This window comes from Rhodomicrobium sp. R_RK_3, from assembly GCF_002198715.1.
Taxonomy (GTDB): domain Bacteria; phylum Pseudomonadota; class Alphaproteobacteria; order Rhizobiales; family Rhodomicrobiaceae; genus R-RK-3.
In genome coordinates, this window is sequence record NZ_MWLK01000027.1 from 1 (window position 1) to 24,401 (window position 24,401).

25 protein-coding genes are annotated in these 24,401 nt (G+C 65.7%); 11 read left to right on the top strand and 14 right to left on the bottom strand.

What is annotated here, in order from left to right:
- Nucleotides 1-351: 351 nt before the first annotated feature.
- The 3 genes from BLEFHOIH_RS15190 to BLEFHOIH_RS15200 all read right to left on the bottom strand — a co-directional run bounded on the left by BLEFHOIH_RS15190 (nucleotide 352) and on the right by BLEFHOIH_RS15200 (nucleotide 2,786).
- Nucleotides 352-1,707: a terminase family protein gene (locus BLEFHOIH_RS15190; RefSeq protein WP_088346873.1), complete on the bottom strand. Its 1,356-nt coding sequence runs from the start codon at nucleotides 1,705-1,707 to the stop codon at nucleotides 352-354.
- Entirely contained in the window at nucleotides 1,637-2,152 is a 516-nt protein-coding gene (locus BLEFHOIH_RS15195; RefSeq protein ID WP_125461724.1) for a hypothetical protein, read from the bottom strand. Before BLEFHOIH_RS15195 ends, BLEFHOIH_RS15190 begins: the two co-directional genes overlap by 71 nt.
- A gap of 190 nt (nucleotides 2,153-2,342) precedes the next feature.
- Complete coding sequence (locus BLEFHOIH_RS15200) at nucleotides 2,343-2,786, bottom strand: YcgN family cysteine cluster protein (protein ID WP_088346875.1); 444 nt, start codon at nucleotides 2,784-2,786, stop codon at nucleotides 2,343-2,345.
- Nucleotides 2,787-2,991: 205 nt separating this feature from the next.
- Between BLEFHOIH_RS15200 and BLEFHOIH_RS15205 the strand changes: the two genes are divergently transcribed.
- From BLEFHOIH_RS15205 to BLEFHOIH_RS15215, 3 genes are all read left to right on the top strand, one after another.
- The gene (locus BLEFHOIH_RS15205; protein ID WP_245297027.1) at nucleotides 2,992-5,142 is read left to right on the top strand and encodes a PBP1A family penicillin-binding protein; all 2,151 of its coding nucleotides are present in this window, start codon (nucleotides 2,992-2,994) and stop codon (nucleotides 5,140-5,142) included.
- 151 nt (nucleotides 5,143-5,293) lie between these two features.
- Nucleotides 5,294-5,878, top strand: a complete 585-nt coding sequence (locus BLEFHOIH_RS15210) for a DUF1214 domain-containing protein (protein ID WP_088346877.1) — start codon at nucleotides 5,294-5,296, stop codon at nucleotides 5,876-5,878.
- Entirely contained in the window at nucleotides 5,878-6,501 is a 624-nt protein-coding gene (locus tag BLEFHOIH_RS15215; protein ID WP_088346878.1) for a hypothetical protein, read from the top strand. The genes BLEFHOIH_RS15210 and BLEFHOIH_RS15215 overlap by 1 nt, the downstream gene beginning before the upstream one ends.
- A 69-nt stretch (nucleotides 6,502-6,570) precedes the next feature.
- Here BLEFHOIH_RS15215 and BLEFHOIH_RS15220 read toward each other — a convergent pair whose 3' ends face one another.
- The 3 genes from BLEFHOIH_RS15220 to BLEFHOIH_RS15230 all read right to left on the bottom strand — a co-directional run bounded on the left by BLEFHOIH_RS15220 (nucleotide 6,571) and on the right by BLEFHOIH_RS15230 (nucleotide 10,453).
- Nucleotides 6,571-7,377, bottom strand: coding sequence for an isocitrate lyase/phosphoenolpyruvate mutase family protein (locus tag BLEFHOIH_RS15220; RefSeq protein ID WP_088346879.1), 807 nt, complete (start codon nucleotides 7,375-7,377; stop codon nucleotides 6,571-6,573).
- A gap of 100 nt (nucleotides 7,378-7,477) precedes the next feature.
- On the bottom strand, nucleotides 7,478-8,872 hold the full coding sequence (locus BLEFHOIH_RS15225) for a hypothetical protein (protein WP_088346880.1): 1,395 nt from the start codon (nucleotides 8,870-8,872) through the stop codon (nucleotides 7,478-7,480).
- Between the two features lie 114 nt (nucleotides 8,873-8,986).
- Nucleotides 8,987-10,453, bottom strand: coding sequence for a heme peroxidase family protein (locus BLEFHOIH_RS15230; protein WP_170937177.1), 1,467 nt, complete (start codon nucleotides 10,451-10,453; stop codon nucleotides 8,987-8,989).
- Nucleotides 10,454-11,022: 569 nt separating this feature from the next.
- Between BLEFHOIH_RS15230 and BLEFHOIH_RS15235 the strand changes: the two genes are divergently transcribed.
- The 3 genes from BLEFHOIH_RS15235 (at nucleotide 11,023) to BLEFHOIH_RS15245 (ending at nucleotide 13,302) form a co-directional block, all read left to right on the top strand.
- Complete coding sequence (locus tag BLEFHOIH_RS15235; RefSeq protein WP_088346882.1) at nucleotides 11,023-11,529, top strand: flavin reductase family protein; 507 nt, start codon at nucleotides 11,023-11,025, stop codon at nucleotides 11,527-11,529.
- A 103-nt stretch (nucleotides 11,530-11,632) separates the two neighbouring features.
- Complete coding sequence (locus BLEFHOIH_RS15240; RefSeq protein WP_088346883.1) at nucleotides 11,633-11,869, top strand: hypothetical protein; 237 nt, start codon at nucleotides 11,633-11,635, stop codon at nucleotides 11,867-11,869.
- A gap of 95 nt (nucleotides 11,870-11,964) precedes the next feature.
- A complete protein-coding gene (locus tag BLEFHOIH_RS15245) occupies nucleotides 11,965-13,302 on the top strand; it encodes an LLM class flavin-dependent oxidoreductase (protein WP_088346945.1) in 1,338 nt (445 codons plus the stop codon).
- Between the two features lie 34 nt (nucleotides 13,303-13,336).
- Here BLEFHOIH_RS15245 and BLEFHOIH_RS15250 read toward each other — a convergent pair whose 3' ends face one another.
- Nucleotides 13,337-13,903 (bottom strand): YgjV family protein, encoded by a 567-nt coding sequence (locus tag BLEFHOIH_RS15250; protein ID WP_088346884.1) that lies wholly within the window; start codon nucleotides 13,901-13,903, stop codon nucleotides 13,337-13,339.
- 339 nt (nucleotides 13,904-14,242) lie between these two features.
- Here BLEFHOIH_RS15250 and BLEFHOIH_RS15255 point away from each other — a divergent pair, with 339 nt between their 5' ends.
- Together BLEFHOIH_RS15255 and BLEFHOIH_RS15260 are read left to right on the top strand one after the other, a co-directional pair.
- Complete coding sequence (locus BLEFHOIH_RS15255) at nucleotides 14,243-14,794, top strand: cupin domain-containing protein (protein WP_088346885.1); 552 nt, start codon at nucleotides 14,243-14,245, stop codon at nucleotides 14,792-14,794.
- 269 nt (nucleotides 14,795-15,063) lie between these two features.
- Nucleotides 15,064-15,699 (top strand): TetR/AcrR family transcriptional regulator, encoded by a 636-nt coding sequence (locus tag BLEFHOIH_RS15260; RefSeq protein ID WP_088346886.1) that lies wholly within the window; start codon nucleotides 15,064-15,066, stop codon nucleotides 15,697-15,699.
- Between the two features lie 103 nt (nucleotides 15,700-15,802).
- Here the strand turns inward: BLEFHOIH_RS15260 and BLEFHOIH_RS15265 are convergent, their stop codons facing one another.
- The 5 genes from BLEFHOIH_RS15265 to BLEFHOIH_RS15285 form a co-directional block, all read right to left on the bottom strand.
- Nucleotides 15,803-16,897 carry a TRAP transporter substrate-binding protein gene (locus tag BLEFHOIH_RS15265; RefSeq protein ID WP_088346887.1) on the bottom strand — a complete coding sequence of 365 codons (1,095 nt, stop codon included), beginning with the start codon at nucleotides 16,895-16,897 and terminating at the stop codon, nucleotides 15,803-15,805.
- Between the two features lie 155 nt (nucleotides 16,898-17,052).
- Nucleotides 17,053-17,916: a response regulator gene (locus BLEFHOIH_RS15270; RefSeq protein WP_280950370.1), complete on the bottom strand. Its 864-nt coding sequence runs from the start codon at nucleotides 17,914-17,916 to the stop codon at nucleotides 17,053-17,055.
- Between the two features lie 516 nt (nucleotides 17,917-18,432).
- On the bottom strand, nucleotides 18,433-18,771 hold the full coding sequence (locus BLEFHOIH_RS15275; protein WP_088346889.1) for a P-II family nitrogen regulator: 339 nt from the start codon (nucleotides 18,769-18,771) through the stop codon (nucleotides 18,433-18,435).
- A 58-nt stretch (nucleotides 18,772-18,829) separates the two neighbouring features.
- Nucleotides 18,830-19,324, bottom strand: coding sequence for a cytochrome c (locus BLEFHOIH_RS15280; protein ID WP_245297028.1), 495 nt, complete (start codon nucleotides 19,322-19,324; stop codon nucleotides 18,830-18,832).
- A 251-nt stretch (nucleotides 19,325-19,575) separates the two neighbouring features.
- Nucleotides 19,576-20,055, bottom strand: a complete 480-nt coding sequence (locus BLEFHOIH_RS15285; protein WP_088346891.1) for an anthrone oxygenase family protein — start codon at nucleotides 20,053-20,055, stop codon at nucleotides 19,576-19,578.
- A gap of 162 nt (nucleotides 20,056-20,217) precedes the next feature.
- On the opposite strand from BLEFHOIH_RS15285, the gene BLEFHOIH_RS15290 reads away from it, so the two are divergent.
- Nucleotides 20,218-20,718 (top strand): YaiI/YqxD family protein, encoded by a 501-nt coding sequence (locus tag BLEFHOIH_RS15290; protein WP_088346892.1) that lies wholly within the window; start codon nucleotides 20,218-20,220, stop codon nucleotides 20,716-20,718.
- 1 nt (nucleotide 20,719) lies between these two features.
- On the opposite strand, the gene BLEFHOIH_RS15295 is transcribed toward BLEFHOIH_RS15290, so the two are convergent.
- Together BLEFHOIH_RS15295 and BLEFHOIH_RS15300 are read right to left on the bottom strand one after the other, a co-directional pair.
- A complete protein-coding gene (locus tag BLEFHOIH_RS15295; RefSeq protein ID WP_170937178.1) occupies nucleotides 20,720-21,994 on the bottom strand; it encodes an Hsp70 family protein in 1,275 nt (424 codons plus the stop codon).
- Between the two features lie 241 nt (nucleotides 21,995-22,235).
- Nucleotides 22,236-22,595 carry a hypothetical protein gene (locus tag BLEFHOIH_RS15300; RefSeq protein WP_088346894.1) on the bottom strand — a complete coding sequence of 120 codons (360 nt, stop codon included), beginning with the start codon at nucleotides 22,593-22,595 and terminating at the stop codon, nucleotides 22,236-22,238.
- A 142-nt stretch (nucleotides 22,596-22,737) separates the two neighbouring features.
- Here BLEFHOIH_RS15300 and BLEFHOIH_RS15305 point away from each other — a divergent pair, with 142 nt between their 5' ends.
- Together BLEFHOIH_RS15305 and BLEFHOIH_RS15310 are read left to right on the top strand one after the other, a co-directional pair.
- Nucleotides 22,738-23,160: an SRPBCC domain-containing protein gene (locus tag BLEFHOIH_RS15305; RefSeq protein ID WP_088346895.1), complete on the top strand. Its 423-nt coding sequence runs from the start codon at nucleotides 22,738-22,740 to the stop codon at nucleotides 23,158-23,160.
- A gap of 188 nt (nucleotides 23,161-23,348) precedes the next feature.
- On the top strand, nucleotides 23,349-24,401 hold the full coding sequence (locus BLEFHOIH_RS15310; protein WP_088346896.1) for a hypothetical protein: 1,053 nt from the start codon (nucleotides 23,349-23,351) through the stop codon (nucleotides 24,399-24,401).

Sequence of the window (24,401 nt, forward strand, 5' to 3'; positions counted from 1 at the left end):
GGGAGGGGAGGCGTAGCGGAGGAGGGTGGCGGCTAGGGCGCGGAGGGGCATTGACAACCCTTTACTGAGAACTTTCGCGGCAACTTGTTGATCGCAACCAATGGTTGCTTGCGTAAAAACGTCGGACAACAGCAATCGCGGGAGAAATAACAATCGGGTGATTCCATGACGATTGATTGGCAACCACTCAAGACTGCGGACGTAGTGTTGGCACTAGCCGCACTACTTCGTTCCGCGATCCTCGATTGGTTGAAAGGCGGTAAGCCCGCGCCAATTGACATGCAGGAAGCTGCCACGCGTCCGCGCAAAGTGAAGGAAAGCGCTGCGTAATTTGCTCGCTTGATTCGGATCCTACAGCCCCCGCACCCGAGGCACCCCCCGCACCTCCAGCACCAGCTCCGTCAGCCCCCAGACCAGCGCGTCGACGCGGTCCGGGCTCCTGCGACCCGACAGGCCGTCCCACCCGAAATCGCACATCTGGTCTTCCAGCTCGGGCCAGACGCCGACATGCGCCACGCGGCCCTGCTCATAGAGCGCCGCGACCGGCTCGGCCCGTAAGTATTTGCCCCGAGTTGCCCGCACCATGCGCACCGCTATATTGGGCGCAACTTGACGTAGCAATTGAGCGACCAGCTCGCCTCCCTGATTGACCTCGGCAACGATGCAGTCGGCATCGAGGCTGTCATGGAGACGCACGGCGGCGCGGGCCCAGTCGAGCGGGGCGCGGCCTTGCGTCGTGGCGTCGGCGAGCACATAGGCGCGGCCATCCTCGGCGCGGCCGCAGGCGACGATGCCGCAAGCGTCGGCGCGTGGGCCGCTCGACACCGGCGGGTCGACCGCGACCACGATGCGCGCCAGCGGCGGTGCGCCGGCGACGCGCGCGGCGTCGAGCGCGGCGCGGCGCCAGAGCGCGTCCGGACGGTCCTCGATGAGCTCGCCCTCGAGCTCCTGCCGGCCAAGGCGGGTGCCCTGGTAGCGGCCGACGATGGCACCGAGAAAGCCGGGTGCCAGATTGGCGGCATTGGCGCTGGTCGCGGCGCGGCTGATGGCGGTCGACGGATCGGCGATCAGGCGCTTGAGCAGCGGGATCGGGCGCGGCGTGGTGGTCACCGTCTGACGCGGGCGCTCGCCGAGCCGCAGGCAGAATTGCAGCATGTCCCAGGCGGTGTCGGCATAGCGCCATTTGGCCAGCTCGTCCGCCCAGGCGGCGCCGAATTGCGGACCGCGCAGCGATTCCGGGTCGTCGGCGGAAAAAATCTGCGCCACCGCGCCGTTCGGCCAGGTCAGTTCGCGGCGCGAGCCATTATAGACGGGCCGCTCCGCCGCCGGATGGATGGCGAGCAGGCCGGAGGGGCCGTCCACCATGACGGCGCGCGCGTCGCCCAGCGTCTCGCCGATCAGCGCGATCCGGCCGATGGCGCGCCCGGCGAAAGGCGGCCGGCCGAGCGCCAGGCCGCGCACCCATTCGGCCCCGGCGCGGGTCTTGCCGGCGCCGCGGCCGCCGAGGATGAGCCATGTCGTCCAGGCCGCGCCGCCCTGCGCCGTCTCCGGCGGAAGCTGGTCGTCGCGCGCCCAGAGCTGCCAGTCCTGGGCCAGGAAGGCGATCTCCTCCGGGCTCAGGCTCCGCGCGAAGGCCTCAACCGCCGAGCCCGGCGCGCAGCTTTTCAAGGCGCTGCGCAAGCTCCTGGCGGAGGCGGTCCGCGTCATGGGCGTCCTTTCCGGCGGAAGCGGCGGGATCGCCGGCGGCCTGCGTCGCGGCGCGGGAGCGGGTGGACGCGGCGGCCTTTTCGCCGAAGCCTTTGAGCTTCTCGAACAGCCGCACCAGCGTGTTCAGAGTCCGGGCGTCGCGCTCGCTATCCGCCGATGTCACCGGCGCGCCGGCTTCGATCATGCGTTTTTCGAATTGGGTCATCTTCAGCTCCAGCGCGACGAGCAGGCGCTTGGTCAAATCGGGACGCAGGTGGCGGCGGGCGCGGCGGCCGGACTCATTCCGCAGCGGCCAGCCTTCGCTCTTGATGCGGCGGTAAAGCACGCTCCAGGCGACGCCATGCAAAATGCAGAGATCGTCCACGCGGAGCGTTCCCGCCGCATAGTCGCGGGCGATCGCGGCCCAGTCGGCCGGTGAGTGGCCGGGCATCATATCTGGCGGCAAACGGGGACTCTCTTGAGAATGCGCGAGGCGCAAGCGAAAGGCGGGCCATCGGGCGGCTGCCGTAGCGGCAGCGGCAGAAGCATCGTCTGCCCGCCGGCCCAGTTATCGGATCATGCTGAGACTATACACGGGAAGCGTTGCGGTGGAAATCCGGAAGCTTACCTATTGCGTAAATCCTGCCCGTCGCGGCTCACCAGCGCCGCATCAAAAACCGCTCATACCCGCCATCCCTGACCTTGCGCTCCCCCACCGCGAACCGCCGCACCGACACCCCGGCCTCATGCACCGTCTCCGGATCGCCCGACACCAGCGGATGCCACCATTCCAGCTCCTGCCCATTCGCGATCAGCCGGTAGGCGCAGGTCGAAGGCAGCCATTCCAGGCTCCCAGCCGCCTCCGGCGTCAGCTCGACGCAATCGGGCACCTTCGCCCGCCGGTTGACATAATCCCGACACCGGCACGAGCCAATATTCAGCAGCTTGCAGGCCACCCGCGTATAGACGATCTCCGCCGTGTCCTCGTCTTCCAGCTTGATCAGGCAGCAGCGCCCGCAGCCGTCGCAAAGCGATTCCCATTCCTCGCGGCTCATCTCGGCGAGGCTTTTGGTCTTCCAGAAGGGCAATTCGTCTTGCATCGAACGGAACTCGCTAGCGTGTTATCGCCTTTGACACCGGCGCGGGGCTATAGTGGCACAGGCGGACCGCCGGTAGGGCGTGGATGTCACCGGGTTTTGTATTCCCCGCAAGCGCTCTTTAGACTATGCATGGACCGATTTTGACGCGAGTAGAGGGCCGGGACCGTTGCGCGACTGGATTTTCAAACCGAACCGCCGCAATCGCTTGGTCGATTGGTGGGCGCTCGATTCCTGGATCGATTCCAGCCTCTACGCCGTTTGGGCCAAATATCAGGATCTGTGGTCCGGCTACTCCAATTTCGTCAGCCAGTTCCGGGTCTCAGGCTTCCGCCGCATCGTCGCCGAATTCTGCTCGGAAGCCGCAACGCTCGGCACGCTCGGACTGATCGGCGTGCTGACGCTCGCCCTGCCCTCGCTCGAGTCGACCAACGATCCGGCCTGGCGCACCGCCGCACAATATAGCGTCACTTTCCTCGACCGCAACGGCGCCGAGATCGGCAAGCGCGGCATCCTCTATTCGGATTCGGTGCCGCTCGAGGAAATTCCGGACAATCTGATCAAGGCGACGCTCGCCACCGAGGACCGCCGCTTCTTCGAGCATTTCGGCGTCGACGTGCTCGGCACCGCCCGCGCCATGGTCGCCAACGTCCAGGCCAATGACGTGGTGCAGGGCGGCTCCTCGCTGACGCAGCAATTGGCGAAAAACCTGTTTTTGTCCTCCGAGCGCTCCTTCGAGCGCAAGGTCAAGGAAGCCTTCATCGCCCTGTGGCTGGAAGCGCGGCTGAGCAAGAAGGAAATCCTGAAGCTGTATCTCGACCGCTCCTATATGGGCGGCGGCACGTTCGGGGTCGAAGCGGCCTCGCAATTCTATTTCGGCAAGTCGGTGCGCGAGATCAATCTGGCCGAATCGGCGCTGCTGGCCGGCCTGTTCAAGGCGCCGACGAAATTTGCCCCGCACGCCAATGCGGCGGAATCGCGGGCGCGCGCCAATCAGGTGCTGACCAACATGGTCGATGCCGGCTTCATGACCGAGGGTCAGGTGCACGGCGCCAGACTCAACCCGGCCAAGGTCATCGATAACGCCGATTCCTACACGCCGAACTATTTCCTCGACTGGGCCTATGACGAGACCCAGCGCCTGATGCAGAAGAAGGGCGAATATAATCTGGTCGCCCGCACCACGGTCGACATCGCACTGCAAAAGGCCGCCGAACAGGCCGTCGAGACGACGCTCGACCAGAACAGCAAGTCGCTGCATGTCGGGCAGGCCGCTCTGGTGTCGATGGAAACCGACGGCGCTGTGCGGGCGATGGTCGGCGGGCGCGACTATGGCGAGAGCCAGTTCAACCGCGCCACCAAGGCCTACCGCCAGCCCGGCTCGTCCTTCAAGACCTATGTCTATCTGACGGCGCTGGAGAACGGCGCCAAGCCGAATCAGGTCACCAGCGACAGCCCGGTCTCCTGCGGCAACTGGTCCCCCAGCAACTATTCCGGCGGCTTCCGCGGCCGCATGACGCTGACCACGGCGCTCGCTCTGTCGATCAACACCGTCGCGGTGAAACTGTCCTTCGATTACGGGCGCGAGAAGGTGCTGGATACGCTGCAGCGCGTCGGGCTCACCCAGATCAAGAAGAGCTGCTCGATGGCGCTCGGCGACCAGGGCGTGACGCCGCTGCAGCATACGTCGGGCTATGCGACGCTCGCCTCGGGCGGCAAGCAGGTCAAGGGCTACGCCATCACCGAGATCCGCAATTCGCAGGATCAGCTCGTCTATTCGCGCGCCAATGACGAGCCGCCGGCCAAGCAGATCTTCGACCGCAAGGCGGTCGAGACCATGAACGAGATGCTCACCCACGTCATCACCGAAGGCACCGGGCGCGCCGCCGCCCTCGATTTCACCAGCGTCGCCGGCAAGACCGGCACCAGCTCGGACTATCGCGACGCCTGGTTCATCGGCTTCACCGGCCAATATGTGACCGGCGTCTGGTACGGCAATGACAGCTTCACCTCGATGAACAAGGTGACGGGCGGCGCGCTGCCGGCGCGCACCTGGCACGACTACATGGTCGCCGCGACCACGAGCTACAACATCCCCCAAATCCCGGGCGTGCCGCTGCATCCGAAGCAGGTCGAGGAGATGGCGCGCATCGCCGAAATCAAGAAGGACGATCCGACGCTCGGCACCGTCGCGCAAGGCGCCGGGGCGCGCCGGATGCCGCCGAAGACGCGGCAGATGTTGCTCGCTCTGACCAAGATGTTTAAAGAAGCCAAACCGCTCGATCTGAACGGGGTCCGGGGCGCGTCGCTGGACGGCAATGGGCCGGGTCCGCGCGTGGCGTCCGGCGCCGCCCAATAGCGGCAAGCTGCATGCACGATTTCGGCGCTAAGGCTTGGAAGCAGAGGCCGCTGGGTGATCGCGGCGGCGCCGGGACCGTTTCGTGGGGCGCCCGCCGCCGCCAGGGCAAGCGGCGCCGGTTGCGCGACCAAATCGCTGGGAATGGCCGTCCGTGAACAACTTCTTCTCCTTCCTCATTTTCGCCGGCGTCTCGCTCGTGCTGGGCCTGGGCTCGGCCGGCTACATGATCGAGGACGGCTTCGGCATGGTGGTCAGCCGCGCCGGCCCGTGGACGACCTGGATCAATGCCGGCGGCCTCACCGCCGATCCCTATACGCGCGCCCATATCGCCCGTTCCGGCCAATTGCCGATCAACTCCGCCAACGGCCTGACCTTCTTCGCCTCCCGCGACAGCGACGGCCGCGCGCTGTCCTCCTACTGCGATTACGAGATCGTCGCCCGGCCGCTCGCCGCGCTGTGGTGGACCATCGCGGTCTATGACGAGGACGGCAAGCTGATCCCGAACGAGGCCTCGCGCCACGCCTTCAGCAGCCAGAACCTCACCATCCTGCCCGACGGCACCCAGCGCATCGCCCTCGCGCCCGGCGCCCGTCCCGGCCACTGGCTGCCCTCCGGCGAAGGCCACAACCTGACCCTCGTGCTGCGCATCATCCGGCCGCTCGCGGTCGGCCAGGGCGAGGATGTCGGCGCCGCCAATGCCAATGCCATGCCGATCATCAAAAGGGTGAGCTGCTGATGCGCACACTCTGGCCCTGGCTCGTGGCCTCGCTGTTCTGCGCGGGCATCATCCACATCCTGGCGGTGTTCGGCGTGCCTTACGTCGCCTCGCGCGACGCCTGGGCGCGGCTGTCGCGGATCTCGTCGGAGAACCACATCCAGGTGCTGCCGGTCGCGGCCAGCAACACGCCCCTGCCCTTCATGGCGCCCGACATCGCCTATGCCTTCTGCCGCTACGATCTCAGCAAGAACAATGTGCTGGTGAAAACGGCGCTCGGCGATCCGACCTGGAGCATCGCGGTGTCCGGCCGGCATGGCGAGAATTTCTACTTCATCAGCGGCGCCGAGGCAAAGCGCCGCGAATTGCGCCTGCTGCTGGTGCCGCGCTCGCGGCTTGCCGACGAGGTCAGCACCGAGCGCTCGGAGGAGGGCGACGAGCAGATCATCGTCATCACGCCGGGCCTCGACGGTCTCGTCGTGCTGCGCGCGCCGATCCGGGGCCCGAGCTTTGCGGCCGACACGGTGAAGGTGCTGCAAGGCGCCGAATGCACGCCGGTGGCCGAACAGGCCGTCGACCCCGCCACCCTCTCCGACGGCCTCGGCGTCCCCGACCGCAATCCGGTGAGCATCCGGACGCAGTAAAAGGCGGCGGCGCCCGTCGCCCCCCTTGACGGGACGAGCTCCCAGCCCGGACCGGACGTCTCCAGGCGCTCAGAAATGCCCCTCGATCTCGGCGAAGCTGGCGGCGGTGCCGGCGAAGGCGAAGCTGCCTTCCTCGCGCATCTGCCGCGCCGCCGCGATCAGGGCGCCATAGGCGAGACGCGCAAGGCCAGAGCCGACGCTCACACGCTTCGCTCCCGCCGCCTCCAGTTCGGCCAGACCGATCGCGGCACCGGGCATCAGCACGTTGACGGGCTTGGCGACGGAGGCGCAGACCGTGCGGATCTGCTCGAGGCTGCGCAGGCCGGGGGCGTAGAGCACGTCGGCGCCGGCGGCTTCGAAGGCTTGCAGGCGCTTGATGGTGTCGTCGAGGTCGGGGCGGCCGTGCAGAAAATTCTCCGCCCGCGCGGTCAGCACGAAATCGCGGCCGAGGTTGCGGGCGGTCTCGCTCGCCGCCGCGATGCGCTCGACGGCCAAAGCGAAATCGAAGATCGGCTGGCCGCGGTCACCGGAGAAATCCTCCAGCGATGCGCCGGCAAGGCCGGTGGCCGCGGCCTGCCGGATGGTGTCGGCGGCGGCGTGCGGCGTGTCGCCAAAACCCTTTTCCAGATCGGCGGAGACGGGCAGGGGCGTCGCCGCGACGATCGCCCGGCAATGGTCCAGCATCTCGGCCGCGCCGACGCCGCCATCCTTGCGGCCGAGCGAAAAGGCGTAGCCCGCGCTGGTCGTTGCCAGCGCCTCGAACCCCATCGAGGCGAGGATTTTCGCCGATCCCACATCCCACGGATTGGGAATGATGAAGGCGCCGCGGCGATGATGCAGGTCCCGAAACGTAGAGCTTGCGCGGGCGTCGGGCATGACGATCTCCTTTTCGCCAGGCGGCCGGGGGGCGGCCGCGCCAGCAGCCTTTGTCCGACATTTTGCCCACGCCGGGCAAGCCCCCGCGCTACGGGCAAAGTCAGTTCGAGGCCGGCGCGCCGCCCGGATCCGATGCGCGCAATTGATTGAGCAGCGCCCAGAATGTGTGGCCGTTTGCGACGTCGCCATGGCCGTGAATGCCCGCCGAGCCGTCGAGACCGACGATGCGCAGGGCGGGACCGGGCGCGGGATAGGCCGCACCGGGATCCGGCAGAGGCTGCAACAGGCTTTCGCCGCCCCGGAGCGGCGCCGGGCCATAGCCGCCGAGCGCGGCATAGCGGCTGGGCACGCCGTCGCTGGCGATCTGCATCTCGCCGATATCGGCGGCCCGGCGCACGGCGTGGTGATAGATGCGATACAGCGGCGTGTCCGCACGCGAAAATGTCGAGAGGATCGGCTGGTCGATCTTGGCCAGCACCGGGCGGAAGCCGCCGCTGCGTCCCTGGCCGGCGTCGGGGGCGAAGCTGAGATAGGACACCGCCGGCTGCAGCAGCAGCACCGATTGCAGACGCCGGGTCAGCTCGGCGCGCACCAAGGCGGTGAGCAGCAGCTTGGCGCCGTAGGAATGCGCGATGCCGCGCACGCGGGCAGGCTTGGCCGCCACCAGATCCTGCAAGAGCGAGGCCACTCCGTTCGCGCCCACCACTCCGGCGCGGTCCTTCATGATGCGCACGGTTGCGAGCCGCACCAGCCAGCGCGGATCGAGAGAGTCGAGGAAGCTCGCCGCCTGTGCGCCCGGTCCGGCGGCGGGCGGGTGCGTGCCGACCATGCCGGCGCCGTCCGGGGCCGGATCGGCCTTGCCGGTCCCCGCTGCGGCCGGGCTCGACAGCGGCGGCGCGGCGCGCCAGACCGTCAGCAACTCGTCCGCCGTCAGCTTCGGCTGCGGCTGCAACGAGATGTCGTCGAGCGGATTGAGGATTTGCACGAAGAGGCCGGCGAGTTCGCGCGCCTGCGCCGTGTCGAGCCGCGCGGTCTGGCCGGCGAGCGCCAGGAAGCGGGCGCGTTCCGGCTCGCCCAGCAATTCGGCGATGGCGGCAAGCTCCGGGTCGGCGGCGGCGTCCTCGAGCCCGGGAGCCGAGGCGATGTTCGGCGCCTGCTCCCAGGGCAGCACGAGGCTGACGCTCGGCCAGAACACGCCGACGAAAAGCGGCTTGTAGCTCGCCGGCAGACCGCGCCCTTGCGCGCCGGTAAAGGCGTGGAAGCCGGTGACGAAGCGCTGATAGGCGCCGGTCGCGTCCTCCCAATCATTGTTCCAGCCATGGCTGAACAGCAGCACGTCGGTATAATCCCCGGCGGCGAGGTCGCGCAGCATGTGCTCGCGCGTTTGCGGCGAGATGCACTGGCCGGAGGCATCGAAGCGGATGATGTAGAACGGCCGCGACACGCCCTCGACGGTGAAGTGGGTCCAGGGGCCGACCTGATTGAACCGTTGCATCCCAAATGTCCTTGATGAAATGGCTGCTGGCGGAGTCGCGCGGACGTCCCGCCGGCGCCGCTTTCCGGGGAAGGCGGCGCCGGCGGGCTGCTTTGCCCAATGCGTAAGGCGATGTCAGACGGTGTCGTCGGAAGCCAGGGCGATCAGGTCGGCGAGCGTGAAGCTCTTGAAATCAAGATATGTCCCCGGCTTCAGGATCGAATCCTCGGAATATTTGATCAGCGTATAGAAAGTGTCGGCCACGATGCGGCTGCCGACCGGGCCGAGATGCTGACCGTTGGCGCCCTTCGGATCACCCGCTTCCGCCAGGATGTAGAACCAGAGCGGCGTCGCGGATTTGAACGGCTCCGCGGCGTCCTTCAGCTTTTGGGTGGGCAGCGCGGCGAGCAGGGCCGCACCCTCGAGCACCGGCATGCCCATCGCCTTGGCGACGGCCTGTCCGGTCGGCAGGCGCAGGAAGTAACCGCGCAGCAGGTTGCGGACCGCCAGTTTCGGCGCGATCCGCTTGACCTCGCCGGGGACTTCAGGATCGGAACCCTCGACCTTGCCAAACGTGTCCTGCAGCTTGAAGGTAAAATCCGTAAGCTGGGCGTCGATGGCGCGGGCCTTTTGCGGCGCCGAACCGTTCAGCGCGACGAAGCGCTCCCACTGGATGATCCAATTGTCCGGCAGCGTGTCGAAATCGCCGAGCTGGCCACTCAGCGCCGTGAAAGTGAAGAGCAGCGACAGTCTCGCGTCCGGGAAGTTGAGGTTGTAATCATAGACCGTGCGGATCATCGAATGGCCGAAGCGGTAGCCCGCGACGGCGAATTCGACCGGCATGAAGAGCTGTTCCTCGTCGGCGACCTTCCAGTTCGAGCCGGTCTCCCAGAGCGAATTCAGGATGTGCCGGTTGCAGATGCGCGGCAGGAAATCATACAGCACCATCCATTGATAGCGCTGCCGGAGCGCGCGCCGCGCGCCGGCGAAATCGAGATTTTTCGTCGTCGCCAGTTTGTTGTGCGCCTTCAGAAACGCCAGGTGGAGCTGGGCGACGATGAGGTTCTCGTCATTGCGCGGGTCGCCGATCAGGGCTTCGCGGTCGATCAGCTCGTTGGCGTTGCGGGGCTTTCGGGGGACATCGTTGAAGTCGGTTTTTCCCGGAACGGGCTGCGTGCGCGGGGGAGAGCCGTTGATCCGCTGGACCTTGCCGATCTTCATCAGCGCCGGGTTGGCCGGGTCGCGCGGCGCGGGATCGCTGTAGACGCTGTCGAGCTCCAGCGTCGGCGAGCGCGTGTTGATCAGTCCTTCCAGATCGGGGCGCGGCCGCAGATTGGGAACGGCGAGATCGTTGACCGGGGCGCCGGTCTTGTCGAAGGTGATGTCGTGGTCGATGAACTGCCCCAGATACGTATAGGCGGCAGGTATCGGACCGTCGCCCGCGTCGTTTACAGTGCCGCTCGGGGGCGGCTCATTGGCGTCCACCATCGCCTCGCCGAGCACTTTCAACGCCTCGACTGTCGCATCGCTCTCGGGCAGCCGGTTGGCGCTGTTCGCTTGCAAGTTCGGGAACATGAAGCCGAACTTGTGAGTATCACCCACGATTGCTTCAATAGAGAGCCCACCTTCGCGATCGCGTTCGACGGTTCCACCGTGTGGTATACGAACCATTTTAATGAACCTCTTCTTGAATAAATTTTTAACAACTCGCGTTACTGCGAAAATCCAATAAGCAGATTTTTACTTCCTACGCAAGATAGGAGGATAACCATGGCCTGTTCTCCGAACGAGCTTGGCGTAACCGCCCGCACGGCCCGGAAATTCGGCGTCACTTATGGAAAAACTCAGCCGTAGCAAACGCTTGCGAATCGCATGGCGCCCGGTGCAAGTGAGGCTCGGACTTCGAAGCGCGGCATGACCCTCATTCTTCCGGCGTAGCGAGGCGGATCGGCAACCCTATCCGATCGGTTGAGGTTGGGCATGGCGGGGCGCCCGCATGCGACAGGCCCGCGCCGGGCGCATGGGGCGGGTCTGAACTTCGCATAAGGTCAGCAGTTTTCCTTCTTTGGCCCTGCCGCGTGATTGGCTTATGATTTGGACAGCATGAAGCTCCGTATGACATCGCACGCCGTCCTTGTGCCGGCCCAGCCAGCGGGGGACGACGCCCGGACATGATCATTTCGCCGCCGCCCGCCCCGTCAGCCAACACGCCGAACCTGCAGCGGGCGATGCGCCAGCTCGCGAGCGGCGTCAGCATCGTGACCTGCGCCGATGGCGGCGTGCGCAACGGCTTTACCGCGACGTCCGTGACATCGCTCTCCGTCGAGCCGCCGCGCCTGCTGTTCTGCATGATCCGCACCTCGACATCGCTGCCGCTGATCGCGCGCAGCCGGCGCTTCGCCGTCAACATTCTCGGCGCCCAGCACCAGATGCTCGCCGACCGCTTCGCCGGACGCATGGGCGCGCAGGGCGAGGACCGCTTCGACGGCGCCAATTGGCAGACGCTGGCGACCGGCGCGCCGATCCTGTCCGACGCGCTGGCTTCGGTCGATTGCGAGCTCGAGGAGCTGATCGAGCGCCATTCGCACGTCATCGTGATCGGCCGGGTGGCAGGCGTTCAGCTCGCCGAAAACGGCGACGGACTGGTCTATTGGCGGGGCAATTACGACCGGCTTTGAGCGGTCCCGGTTCATCTTCTGCGAAGCTTTGCAGAAATACTTGGTTCCGCTCTGATGACGCCTCTGGTTTCATAAGCTGCCCGGTAAATGTTGGGAGCACGGCGTGGCAAAACGCATCGCGGATGTGATTGACCTGGCGCGTTACCGCCGCCGCAAACTCGGCCCCGGCGCAGATCCCGTCCCCGGCACCCGCGCCACCTGCAAGACGCCGTCCGGCACCGCGATGATTCCCTTCATGGCGCCGGTCGCCTCCTATTGCATGCCGGTATGGACGCCCGTGCTGCTCGGCGGCTCGCTTATCCCCGATTTCAGAATCAACCCCCGCAAGGACGGCCGCTAGCCAGGGGCGCCTTGCGCGGCGCTCGCGGCGCGAACATATCAAACGCGACAGGCCGCGCGGACCGCATGTCCCGGCGCGGCGAGGAGATGATGGTCATGGCAGCGAAACGGCAATTGCGTCTGGGCGCCTTCATGCGCCCCGTCAGCATTCACACCGGCGCCTGGCGCTATCCGGGCGCGGTGCCGGACGCCAATTTCAACTTCCCGGTGCTGAAGAAACTCGCCCAGACGCTCGAGCGCGGGAAGTTCGATGCCTTCTTCATGGCCGATCATCTCGCCGTGCTCAACATGCCGGTCGAGGCGCTGAAGCGCAGCCATACCGTGACCTCTTTCGAGCCGTTCACCCTGCTCTCGGCGCTCGCGGCGGTGACCGAGCGGCTCGGCCTCGTCGCCACCGGCTCGACCACCTTCGATGCGCCCTACCACGTCGCCCGGCGCTTTGCCTCGCTCGACCATATTAGCGGCGGCCGCGCGGGCTGGAACATCGTCACCACCTCGAACCCCGACGCGGCGCTGAATTTCGGGCTCGACGACCATATGGAGCACGATGAGCGCTATGTGCGCGCCCGCGAATTCTACGATGTGGTCACCGGCCTCTGGGACAGTTTCGCCGACGACGCCTTCATCCGCGACGCTGAGAGCGGCCTCTATTTCGATCCCGAGAAAATGCATGTGCTCGGCCATAAGGGCCAATATCTCTCGGTGCGCGGGCCGCTCAACATCGCCCGCCCGGTGCAGGGCTGGCCGGTGATTTTCCAGGCCGGGGCGTCCGATGCCGGACGCCAGCTTGCCGCCGAGACGGCGGAGGTGGTGTTCTCGGCCGGCTCGACGCTCGCCAGGGACAAGGAATTCTACGCCGACGTGAAGGGCCGGATGGAAAAGCTCGGCCGCCATCGCGACCATTTGAAGATCCTGCCGGGCGCCTTCGTCGTGGTCGGCGACAGCGTCGAGGAGGCGCGTGAAAAGCGGGCCCTGCTCGACAGCCTGGTGCATTATGACAGCGCCCTCGCCTCGCTCTCCGTCATGCTCGGCCATGACGCCTCGGGCTTCGATCCGGACGGGCCGCTCCCCGATCTGCCGCCGACCAATGCCAGCCGCAGCGGGCAGGAACGGGTGACGACGCTCGCGCGGCGCGAAAACCTGACCGTGCGCCAGCTCGCCCAGCGCCTCGGCGGCTATGGCGGGCTCGCCCTTGTCGGCACGCCCCAGACGATTGCCGATCAGATGGAGCAGTGGCTGGTCGAGGAGGGCAGCGACGGCTTCAACATCATGTTTCCCTACCTGCCCAAAGGCCTCGACGATTTCGTCGACCGCGTCGTGCCGGAATTGCAGCGGCGCGGCCTGTTCCGGCGGGAGTATGAGGGCGCGACATTGCGCGAGAATCTCGGCCTGCCGCGCCCGGAGAACCGGTTCTTTCCGGCTCGGGCGGAATAGCCGCCGCGTCCGGGCGCGGGCGGCCATCCGGCGGTCAGCCGACGCCATGCATCGGGAAAGCGAGCGGCACGCGGGGGCGGCGCGGGCGGCGCCGCTTGATCCGCTCCCAGGCGAGACGCCCCAGGCCGAAGGCAAGGCTCGCCGCGTCGGCCACCGCGACGGGCGAGCCGACCATCAGGTCATGCGCCAGCCAGAACGGGCCGCCGGCCAGGACCAGCGCGCGCATCGGCCCGGCCCGCTCCTGCAGCCGGCCGATGGCGATCAGCGCCATGCCGGTCGCGGCCAGCAGCGACACCGTGCCCTGCCAGGTCACGACGCTCGACGCGACCATGGCGATGGCCAGCAAATAGCCGATCCAGCGCAGCTCCGACCGCGTCCCGAGCACCAGCACGAGCGCGATCTGCAACGCGCCAAGTCCGTCTACGGTGGCGGCGGTCGTCACGCCGAGCAGGGCATAATGCAGGCTCAGTCCGCTCACCGCGGCAAGCTGGACCGACAGCATGGCGACGCGCGAGCGGAACAGCGGCCAAACGGCGAGGCAAAGCATGCCGAACAGGCCGAAAAACGACGGAAGGTCGGCGGCAAGGGTGGGCACCATCATGGCTATGCCCTCCCGATTTTGTGCCGGGGAAGAGCGAGTGCGGCAAGCGCGCGCGATGCGCCGCTGAATCGGGCGCGTGCCCTCGGCTGAGGTTGCATCGATCCGGTCTCCTGAATGGTCCCTCGGCGGATGGCAATTCGGCCAATCCGCGGTTGAGCCTCAAGGAAGGACGTCCAGGCTACGCAACGATGACGGAGAGTTGGCCGGCGGTTACATCTGCAATCACAAGTGGCGGGCTGCCAAAGCTGCGTTACGTCCGTAGCCGAGTCTTACACCTCTGAAACCTTCGGGTAGCGCGGGGATGCGAGGGTCCAGCGCTCTGCAACGGAGAAATTGCTTATGACCGCCAAGAACGGGTCCGCCGCGGGGGCCGGTCTCCTTGCCGAGACGGCCCGGCCGAGCCGACCGGAATTCGTCCCATCGGCAGGCGCCCATGAGGTGCTCGACGTCCTGGGTTTGCGGATCCATCATGTGACGCCGCTCAACCAGGGCGATGGGGATTATTGCGTCATCGAGGCCACCCTCCCCCCGGCCGGGATGGTGCTCGCGCATGGCCATGACGACCGCGAGACCTTCTACGTGCTTTCCGGCGAATTGCAGGGCCTGAAGGACGACGGCTGGACGACATTGCGCTCGGGCAACGTTTTCGACGTGCCGGGCGGCGTTATGCACGCTTTCCTCAATATGTCCGGCGTGCCGGTCTCCATGCTCATCGTCACGACGGTGCGCATGGGCCGATTCCTGTACGAAGCCGGACGCCCTGCGCGGTCCCTGCCGTCCGGACCGCCGACCGACGCCGAATTGCAGCGCTTCTTCAAACTGGCATTGAAATATGGTTACTGGCTTGCCAGTCCTGAGGAAAACGCTGCGTTCGGCCTGCCGGCCCGATAGGTGCCGCGCTCCCGCCCCAGCGCGTCAGACAGGGCGGGGCAACCTCGAGGCCAACACGGCGTTTCACCACCATGGCCATATTGGTACAGAGAAAAAAGTCTGGCATGCCGGACCCGTCTCCCGCGCCGGACCTGGCTGGGATGCGGGCGGAGGCCGCGACCGGAACGCGCCCTGAGCGGTCCTCGCCGGCCGACTCTGCGCTTTGTCCTATTGACCGGAGTCGATCCCCAGTCAAAATGGTGGGCAAACGCGAGAAGGTAACCCCCCAAATGTCAGACAGCACTGATCGTCCGTCCACGCGGCGGGAGGAATACGCGGAGGCGACCAGGCAGGCGATCGTGGACGCTGCCCGGCAGCTTTTCTGTCAGAATGGCTATTTTGCCACCAAGGTCGAGCACATCGCCAAGCTCGCGCGCGTTTCGCCGGCGACGGTTTACGCCGTGGCCGGTGGCAAGCAAGGTTTGCTGCGGACCTTGATGGAGATCGGCACGACCGCCTCGGCGGTCGCGACGACGATGGAGGCGATTTCGCGCAGCGCCGATCCGGATGAGATCATCGATCTGCTCGCCAAGGGCGTGCGCATCGTGCGCGAGGAGTTCGGCGATACGCTGCGGCTGATCGTCGAGACGGCGCCGCATGAGGACAGCGCCGGCGAAACCTGGGCCGCCGCGACGCAGCGCTATCGCGCGGCGCTCGCCACCCCGGCGCACCGTCTCGCCGATCTCAACGCGCTCAGGGAGGGAATCACGAGGCAGGACGCCATCGACATCCTCTGGTTTTATTTCGGCTATGCCGGCCTGTCGACGCTGGTGCTGGAAAATGGCTGGTCGTTCGACAAGGCGGAGATCTGGCTGGCGGGAGAGGCCCGCCGCGCCCTGCTGAAGAAGGGGCGGGGCGGCGCCTGACCGGTGCCGTTGTGGCGCCGGAACAGACCGAGCCAACGGCCGCGAAGAGGCAAAATGCACGACGGCGGCCGCCCTGCAACGCAAGGGCGCGGCCGCCCCGCGCCTATTTCGCCGCCCGGCCGAGCCGCTGGATCATGTCGCTGTCATAGCCGTATTCCGCGACCTGCCACCACGCATATTGCTCGTCGCGGAAGGCGGTCATGCGCTCGATCATGGCCTTGAAATCGGCATTGGTGGCCGAGATCTCGGTGTAAAGCTCCTGGGACGCCTTATAGGCGGCGTCCATCACGTCGGCCGGGAAGGGCCTGAGCTTGGCGCCTTCCGAAATCAGGCGTTTTAGCGCGGGCGGGCTCTTGGCGTCGTAGCGGGCCTGCATCCAGGTATTGGCATAGGTCGCCGCCGCGACCACGGCGCTTTGGTAGCTCTTGGGCAACCCGCTCCACTTCTCCAGATTGATGAAGCCGTGCAGGCTCGACCCGCCTTCCCACCAGCCGGGATAATAGTAATAGGGCGCGACCTTGACGAAGCCGAGCTTCTCGTCGTCATACGGGCCGACCCATTCGACGCCGTCGATGGTGCCGCGCTCGAGCGCCGGATAGACGTCCGGCCCGGCAAGCTGCTGCGGCACGATGCCGAGCTTGGCCATCACCTGTCCCGCGATGCCGCCGACGCGCAGCTTCAGCCCCGACAGGTCGGCGACCGACTTGATTTCCTTGCGATACCAGCCGCCCATCTGCGCGCCGGTATTGCCCATCGGCAAGCCGTAGACGTGGTATTTCGCATAGAACTCGTTGAACGCCTCATTACCGCCGCCCTGGAACAGCCAGGCATTCTGCTGGCGCGCATTCAGCCCGAACGGCACCGACGAGGCGATGGCGAAGGTCGGGTCCTTGCCGACATAATAATAGGAAACGCTGTGCGCCATCTCGACGGTGCCGTTGGAGACGGCGTCGAGCGCCTGCAGGCCCGGCACCAGTTCGCCGGCGGCAAAGACGCGGATGTTGAACCGATTGTCGGTGAGCTCCGCCACCATCTTGGAAAAGACTTCGGCCCCGCCATAGGTGACGTCGAGCGATTTGGGAAAGCTCGATGTCAGCCGCCAGCGGATCTCCGGGCTGGTCTGCGCGATGGCGGGCGCCGCCAGCGCGCCGGCCGCCAAGCTTGCCGCCGCCGTCTTCAGCAAGGCTCTGCGATGCATGTGCTGTAATCTCCCCGCGCCATCGCACCATTGCGGACGCGTTTGGAGAAAAGCGTAAAGCGTCCGCGTTGCGAGGCCGTGTCAATGCATGGATCGAAGGTTGCGGCTGTAATATGCGGGCGCCGATGCCAGCATATTACAGCCCGCCCACGGTCCTAATAGGTCTCGACGTTGACGGCGAACACATAACCGACGCCGCGTTCGGTCTGGATGAAACGCGGCGCGCTAGGATCGTATTCGAGTTTGCGTCTCAATCGCAAAACCTGGACGTCGATACTGCGATCGAACACATCTTCGTGCATGCGTGTGGCATGCAGCAATTGCTCACGGCTGAGCGGACGCTGCGGCGCGTCGAGAAAGGCCAGCAATAGCCCATACTCGCCCTTGGTAAGCGGAACCTGATTGCCGTTCGGCGCGACCAGCCGGCGGCTGCGGCGCTCGAGCTGCCAGCCGTCGAACCTGTAGCCGCCGCGCTCCGGCTCCCGCTTCTGCGAGGTCCGGCCGATCTCATGGCGGCGCAACACCGCCCTGACCCGCGCCAGCAGCTCCCTGAGGCTGAACGGCTTGGTGATGTAGTCGTCCGCGCCGAGCTCCAGCCCGATGATCCGGTCGACCTCGTCGCGCCGGTGGCCGGTCGTAATGATGACCGGAACATCCGAGCGGGACCGGATCTCGCGCAACAGGTCGAACCCGTCCTCATGGCCGAGCCGGATATCCAGCACGATCAGGCTGGGCTCGCCCCCGGCGAAAACCCTGACCAGATCCTGGCGCGAGGCCGACCAGGTCGCGGACAGATCATGCTCCTCGAAATAGTCGATGAGCATATGCCGCATTGCGGGATCGTCATCGACCACCAAAATGCGGATATGCTTGTCGAGCCCGTCGCCCACATCCGGGCGTCTCAGGGCAATTGCGCCGGGCCCGTCATGGCCGAGCGCCGCGCCCTCAAATAAGGCCCGGTGCGGTACGTCAGATGACTGACCAAGCCATTCGTCAGCTTCCATATGCTTTGTGGTCACGGACTGAACTGCCTTTCCGTTGACTTCGCCTGCCTGCACATAGCGGCTCCAATCACTAGAGTCCAACTATGGCAAATCAGCAGCATTTATATGGAGCGGTACGGATTGACAGACAAGTATACAATCGTGTCATGCCGCCGGCTGACGATGGCGAAAAAGCGTCATATATCTGTCGCATAGGCGCTTAAGTTATTCTGCATCATAGAATTTTTGGACAGACGGCTGAGAATGCAAGCTGTCGCATCTGGTATACCTGCGACGATTTATGCCTGTTTTTAAGGGATTTAGCGTACTGAAAACAGGACGATCCGCCGCAGCCAGGGTGGGCTATGGGATCGAGTCCGGGGGAATCGGCGGGAGGCGGCACGGTGTCGGGCCGCCCGCCTCCCGCGTGCTCCAGCCCGCCCGCCCGCTTCGAGGACAGTGCGTGGAACGGCTGGAGCGTCACCGGGCCACCGTGACCGCCGAAGTGGGCGGGAGCAGTCCCAGCGGCCGGCGAGGCTTTAGGCACAAGACTTAGATCGCGTCGGCGCCGGTTTCGCCGGTGCGGATGCGGATGGCCTCCGCGACGGCGGAGACAAAAATCCTGCCGTCGCCGATCCGTCCGGTCAGGGCCGCGCTCTGGATGGTCCCGATCACGCTTTCCACCATCGCGTCCGGCAGCACGATTTCGATCTTCACCTTGGGCAGGAAGTGAACGGCATATTCGACGCCGCGATAGATCTCGGGCTGGCCGATCTGGCGGCCGAAACCGCGCGCCTCGCTCACGGTCATGCCCTGCACGCCGATATCCTGCAGCGCCTGCTTCACCTCATGCAGCTTGAACGGCTTTATGATGGCGTCGATCTTCTTCATGATCTGGTGCCCTTCGGGGCTGAATCAAAATGCATTAAATATCGGCCCGCGCGGGAGGTCAGCGGGACGTCTCAGCTTTTGCCGAAGCTGCCGCCGGCGGCTTGACCACCATCATGAAAGACGTTGCTTTCTCGCCGGGCGCGAATGGGCCGGGCACCTTGTGGCTCACCGGCTTGAGGGTCTTCAGATAATCGGCGATGGCGTCGGCATCGGCCTGGGTGAGCTTGGCGAAAGCCTGCCACGGCATGACCGGGGAGAGAATGCGCCCATCCGGCCGGACGCCGGTCTGGATCGCGGTCACGATCTCCTGCTTGCTCCAGGCGCCGATCCCGGTCTCGCGGTCCGGCGTCAGGTTCGGCGCGACAAAGCCGCCCGCCGGATTTTCGAATCCGACATCGGAGCCGCCGAGATAGCGCGACATGTCCGGCTTGCCGAGCAGGTAGCCCGGCGTATGGCAATCATTGCAACCGCCCAATTCGACCAGATATTTTCCCCGCGCAACCTGGGCTGCGGAACTATTTTCCGCGAACGCCGCCGTGATTGGCGACATCATCGCAATAAATGCCAGAGCATAGACCGATTTGCGCATCGCTTACCTTTGATTTTGTGCGGCGGTCGAGCGTCCGGTTGAGACCGATACTAAGGCCGCTCAGAAAATCCGGCGCGCTCGACGACGACGTCCAATAAAATGCTCTTCCACCGGCTACGCTTTGATTTCATTGCGCGGCAAATCGATTGCGGCCGTAACACGACCCCAGCGGCCCGCCACGGCGGCGCATCCTCCATCGACCGAAGCGGGTGGCGCTACATCAGGGCGAGCGTGAAAAGGATCGCGGAGAGGAGCGGCGCCACGGTCCGGACGTGGTTCCAGAAGGCCCAGTCGACGAGATAGCGTAGCCACAGTTTGGCGGCTTCCGGCGTGGCCGGCGGGAGCGCGGCGAGCGCCTCGTTGAGGGGAACGTTGCAGGCCATGGTCACGCCGATGCATCCGGCGAGATACAGGCAAGCGGCCGGCAGGACCAGCTTGCCGTCGATGTCGCCCCAGCCGCAAATCCAGCCCGCGATCAGCGCGAGGCAAATGAGGGCGGTGCCGAAAAAGGCCAGGAAGAAGCCGGGGTTGATGACAGTGATGTTGATCGATTGCATCGCCGCGACGCCCTGCTCCGCGGGCAGCCGCGCCAGCGCCGCCATGACGAAGGAGGAGAAGGCGAAGAAAATGCCTGCGACCAGCCCGCTGCCGATCGCTCCGGCGAAGATGAGAAACACCGCCGCGCGCTCAATCATGACGGCCTCCGTGGACAGGCTGCCTGCCGTGGCACCTCGTCATTCCCGCCTCCGCCGCAAAACATGAGCATTTGTCACATTACACAAATGTGATAGATGCTCACGTTATCGCTGTCAAGCGGTGCGGGGATGCCGGCACCGTGTTATTAATCTGGCGCAACCATGCGGACCGCCAGTTTGACCGAGCCTCCCAAGACCATCGCCATCTATGTCGACGCCGATGCCTGTCCGGTGAAGGCGGAGATCTACCGCGTCGCGGAGCGGCATGGGCTGAAGGTGTACGTCGTCAGCAACAGCTTCATCGCCGTGCCCCGCGATCCGCTGATCGAGCGGGTGATCGTCGGCAGCGGTCCCGATGCCGCCGATGACTGGATCGCCGAGCGGGCCGCGCGCGGCGCCATTGTGATTACGGCGGACGTGCCGCTCGCCAGCCGCGCCATCAAGGCCGGGGCGGACGTGATTTCGCCGACCGGCCGCGCCTGGACGCAGGATTCCATCGGCATGGCGCTCGCGACGCGCAATCTGATGGACGGTCTGCGCTCGGCCGGCCAGATCACCGGCGGCCCAAAACCCTTCCAGCCGCGCGACCGCTCCAATTTCCTCTCCGCCCTCGACCTCGCCATCGTCCGGCTGAAGCGGGACGGCTTTGCCGGACAGGCGTAACCTAAACGCTCAATCCGCCATTCGATCGCTCGCGGCCGTACAGCGCCAGCCCGGCACCCACCGAGATGAACTCGTCCCCGTCGGCGAAGTCGGCGGCGTGAAAGCGGGCGGCGACCAGCGCACGGATGGCGGGGACGAAGGATGTGCCGCCGGTCATGAAGACCTGGTCGACATCGGCGGGGCCGGCGCCGGTGCCCTCGAACAGCTTGCTGAGCTGGGCATCGATCGCATCCAGATCCTCGGCGATCCACCGGTTGAAATCGTCGCGGCGGATCTGCTCGCTGATCTGCACCGGGCCGTGCCGGAATTCCAGCGTCGCCGTCTCCTGCGAGGAGAGCGCGGTTTTCGCGGCGGAGACGGCGCGGTAGAGGTCGAAGCCCAGCTCCTCCTCGATGATGTAGATCAGCCGCTCCAGCGCCTCGGGCACTTCGGACATGCGCATCAGGCCGCGCAGCTCGCGCAGCGTGTCGGGTGCGCGCAGGAAGGAGAGATCGCTCCAGCGCTGGAAGCGGGAATAATAATGCACCGGCATCGGCAGGCGCTTGCCCATGCTGAGATAATGCGAATCCAGGCCGAGCAGCGGGCAGACGATCTTTTCGATGATGCGGTAATCGAGCCGGTCGCCGGCGATGCCGACGCCGGAGGCGCCCAGCGTTTCAAGCTCGGCGCCCGGCGCGAGGCGGACCAGCGAAAAGTCGCTGGTGCCGCCGCCGAAATCCGCCACCACGCAAAGCTTGGTTTCGCGAATGCCGCTGGCGAATTTATAGGCCGCCGCCAGCGGTTCGGCGGCGAAATCGACATGGCGGAACCCGGCGAGGCCGAAGGCGTCGGCAAGCCGCTTCAGGGCCAGCTCTTCATTGGCGAGCTGGCCGGCGAAACGCACCGGACGCCCGGCCGTGACGCTGTCGCCGAGCGGGGGCAATTCCGCCTCGGCGCTGGCGCGCAACGCATTCAGGATTTCCGCGACCAGCTCCTCGATGGTGAACTTGCGGCCGAAAATATGGGTCTGCGAGAAATTCGGATTGGCGACCATCGACTTGACCGACTGGATCAGCCGGCAATCGCTGCCATGCTCAAGATAGGCCTCCATCGCGGCAGGCCCAGCCAGCACGATCGGCTGAGCGCGCGCCGCCCCGCCGCCCCGCACGAAGCACAGGATGGAGCGGAAATTGCTGCTCGACCGGTCGGCGCCATGCCGCGCGACCTGGATGCCGCCCCTGCCGGGCGCCACCGCGAGCACGCTGTTGGTCGTGCCGAAATCGATACCGACGCTCATGACATGGTCCTCAAGCAATTTGGCGGCGCGGGGCGCAAACGCAGGGCGCGGGCGCCGGCCCATTCAGTTTCGCGTGGCCCGCGAGCGAAGCTCACGGTTGGGTTATGAGGGTTGGAGGAGAGATGTCGCGCCAGTCCGAGCGTCTTGCCGGGTGCCGCGCGCCGTTCTTGTCGGGGTGAGATAGCAGCACCGGGCCAGCGCCGCCAAGGCTTTTTGCGCAATGGCGACGGGGCCTCCCGCGTCACTCTCCCGTGCAGGCTCGCAGGCAGCGGCTGAAACTGCCATGGCAGGATTTCAGCTCGGGCGATTCGTAGCAGGGCAAGCAGACCTCGCCGCAGCGCGCCCGCCTGTTCTGAATGGCGATGGCCCGCTCATGCCGCTCCCTGTCGCTGAGGCAGGGTTTGGGGCAATCGCCGTCGACCGTCCGGCAGCCGCTGCAATCGTGCAATTCGATCGGCGGCGGTCCGACGGCGCTCGGCGAGATCGAAGCGCTGGCGTCCGGGCGCATGCTGACCGCGAACGCGGCGGCGTCTTGCCGCGATTGCGCGAGAACCAGCGCACAGACGCAGGCGGCAACCAGAACCGTGCCGATTTTCCCCACAGCCGCTTCTCCTCACCGCGCCTTGTCTGCTTGGCCCCAAGCCCGGTCATGGTAAACGGTCGGGCTAGCAGGCGTCATAGCCCGTTTGGGTGATTTCGCCACAATCGTTAACGCGGCAACGCGAAGCAGGCAGGAGGTGCCCATGGAAGAATTTGCCGCCGGGATCGACATTGACGCGCCGCCCGGCGCCGTCTGGGCGGTGCTCGTCGACGTCAAGCGCTGGCCGGAATTCGATCCCCATTGCGAGCGGATCGAGGGCCATGTTGCGCTCGGCGAAACGCTGACCGTGTACACGCCGCTGGCGCCCGGCCGCGCCATTCCGGTGCGGATCAGCCGTTTCGACCCGCCGGCCGAGTTCGCCTGGACCGGCGGCCTGCCGCTCGGCATGTTCACCTCCGTCCGCACCCACCGCATCGCAAAACGCGGCAGCGGCAGCAGGCTCGACGTCACCGAGGTGCTCAGCGGGCCGATGCTCAAAATGGTCACCGCATCGCTTCCCGACCTTAACGAAATCTTCACGGCGTTTTGCGACGGCATCAAACGGCAGGTGGAGGCCGGGCGTTAGCGGATGGGTAAGGTGGGACGGTTTACCGGTCGTCATCCGCTCTAAATCGAAGATCTGGATCACGGTTCATGGTTTGGACTGATCCAAACGAAAGTCATCGTGATCTCGTCAGGCTCACCCGGATGCATTAACGACGGCGCTCCAAGAAACGTGCTACGTATTAAAGCTTATTCAAGCAGGCCGCATTGATGCAGCGCTATCCGAAATACGCGACCACCGTCATCGGCGCCTATAGCGTGCCGGACTGGTTCGAAGCCTTGGACAGGCTCGTCGCAGTGGGACAGCTTTCGCTTAGCGCCATGGCGGACGCGCAGTTCCGCTGCTGCCAGGGCGCTATCCTCGACCAGGAGGTCGCCGGCATCGACGTCGTCACCGGCGGCGAGATGCAGCGGCGCACGCATAACCGCCATTCGCCGCCCAATGCCATGCTGAATCATTTCTGGCAGATGATCCCCGCCTTCCAGGGCGGAACGCGGCCGAAATCGATCACCAGGCACGATCCGGACGTGTTTCACCCGGCGGCCACCTGCAAAAGCCGCATCCCCGACACGATCGACCTCGGCCTCGTCGAGGAGTTCCGCGCCGTCTCCGCGCTGACCGCCCTGCCCGTCAAGATCACCATGACCAGCCCCCTGATGCTGGCCAAGGTCGCCTATGACGAGCACTATAATGACCTGCCGGCGATGATGAACGACCTCGCCAAGCTGCTCCGGCATAATTTCAAGCTGCTGCTCGACGCCGGCTGCCAGCATATCCAGATCGACGAGCCGCTGTTCACCATCGTCGATGAAAGCGAGGCGCTCGCCGCCGTCGACGCGATCAACGCCGCCATCGAGGGGCTGACCTCGCGCGCCCATGTTTCGGTGCATATCTGCCAGGGCAATTACGCGGTCGGCAAGGAATATGACGGCCAGATCGGCCATCGCTATTTCGATCACGGCCGCTACAAGGCCGACGTCATCACGAAGATCCAATGCGCCTCCTTGCTCGTAGAATATGACATGGCGCATCACTATCAGGGCCTGATTGGCAACAAGCAGATCGGCATCGGCGCGGCCGACGTGCAGGATCCCAAGATCGAGACCGGCGAGACCATCGCGACGCGCGTGCTGGCGCAAGGCTGGGCGGCGCCGGAGCAGGTCATCATCACCTCGTCCTGCGGCTTCAATCACCTGCCGCGCCGGACGGCGATGGGCAAGCTGCAAGCCATGGTGGCGGCGAAGCATTTATTGGGCGGGTAG

What these genes read in the sequence shown, in the direction of transcription:
- BLEFHOIH_RS15215 (WP_088346878.1), top strand. Translation starts at nt 5,878, where the DNA reads ATGCGCACACTCTGGCCCTGGCTCGTGGCCTCGCTGTTCTGCGCGGGC.
- BLEFHOIH_RS15235 (WP_088346882.1), top strand. Translation starts at nt 11,023, where the DNA reads ATGATCATTTCGCCGCCGCCCGCCCCGTCAGCCAACACGCCGAACCTG.
- BLEFHOIH_RS15250 (WP_088346884.1), bottom strand. Translation starts at nt 13,903, where the DNA reads ATGATGGTGCCCACCCTTGCCGCCGACCTTCCGTCGTTTTTCGGCCTG.
- BLEFHOIH_RS15245 (WP_088346945.1), top strand. Translation starts at nt 11,965, where the DNA reads ATGGCAGCGAAACGGCAATTGCGTCTGGGCGCCTTCATGCGCCCCGTC.
- BLEFHOIH_RS15275 (WP_088346889.1), bottom strand. Translation starts at nt 18,771, where the DNA reads ATGAAGAAGATCGACGCCATCATAAAGCCGTTCAAGCTGCATGAGGTG.
- BLEFHOIH_RS15310 (WP_088346896.1), top strand. Translation starts at nt 23,349, where the DNA reads ATGCAGCGCTATCCGAAATACGCGACCACCGTCATCGGCGCCTATAGC.
- BLEFHOIH_RS15295 (WP_170937178.1), bottom strand. Translation starts at nt 21,994, where the DNA reads ATGAGCGTCGGTATCGATTTCGGCACGACCAACAGCGTGCTCGCGGTG.
- BLEFHOIH_RS15305 (WP_088346895.1), top strand. Translation starts at nt 22,738, where the DNA reads ATGGAAGAATTTGCCGCCGGGATCGACATTGACGCGCCGCCCGGCGCC.
- BLEFHOIH_RS15285 (WP_088346891.1), bottom strand. Translation starts at nt 20,055, where the DNA reads ATGATTGAGCGCGCGGCGGTGTTTCTCATCTTCGCCGGAGCGATCGGC.
- BLEFHOIH_RS15255 (WP_088346885.1), top strand. Translation starts at nt 14,243, where the DNA reads ATGACCGCCAAGAACGGGTCCGCCGCGGGGGCCGGTCTCCTTGCCGAG.
- BLEFHOIH_RS15190 (WP_088346873.1), bottom strand. Translation starts at nt 1,707, where the DNA reads ATGACGCGGACCGCCTCCGCCAGGAGCTTGCGCAGCGCCTTGAAAAGC.
- BLEFHOIH_RS15260 (WP_088346886.1), top strand. Translation starts at nt 15,064, where the DNA reads ATGTCAGACAGCACTGATCGTCCGTCCACGCGGCGGGAGGAATACGCG.
- BLEFHOIH_RS15225 (WP_088346880.1), bottom strand. Translation starts at nt 8,872, where the DNA reads ATGCAACGGTTCAATCAGGTCGGCCCCTGGACCCACTTCACCGTCGAG.
- BLEFHOIH_RS15200 (WP_088346875.1), bottom strand. Translation starts at nt 2,786, where the DNA reads ATGCAAGACGAATTGCCCTTCTGGAAGACCAAAAGCCTCGCCGAGATG.
- BLEFHOIH_RS15265 (WP_088346887.1), bottom strand. Translation starts at nt 16,897, where the DNA reads ATGCATCGCAGAGCCTTGCTGAAGACGGCGGCGGCAAGCTTGGCGGCC.
- BLEFHOIH_RS15220 (WP_088346879.1), bottom strand. Translation starts at nt 7,377, where the DNA reads ATGCCCGACGCCCGCGCAAGCTCTACGTTTCGGGACCTGCATCATCGC.
- BLEFHOIH_RS15280 (WP_245297028.1), bottom strand. Translation starts at nt 19,324, where the DNA reads ATGATGTCGCCAATCACGGCGGCGTTCGCGGAAAATAGTTCCGCAGCC.
- BLEFHOIH_RS15290 (WP_088346892.1), top strand. Translation starts at nt 20,218, where the DNA reads ATGCGGACCGCCAGTTTGACCGAGCCTCCCAAGACCATCGCCATCTAT.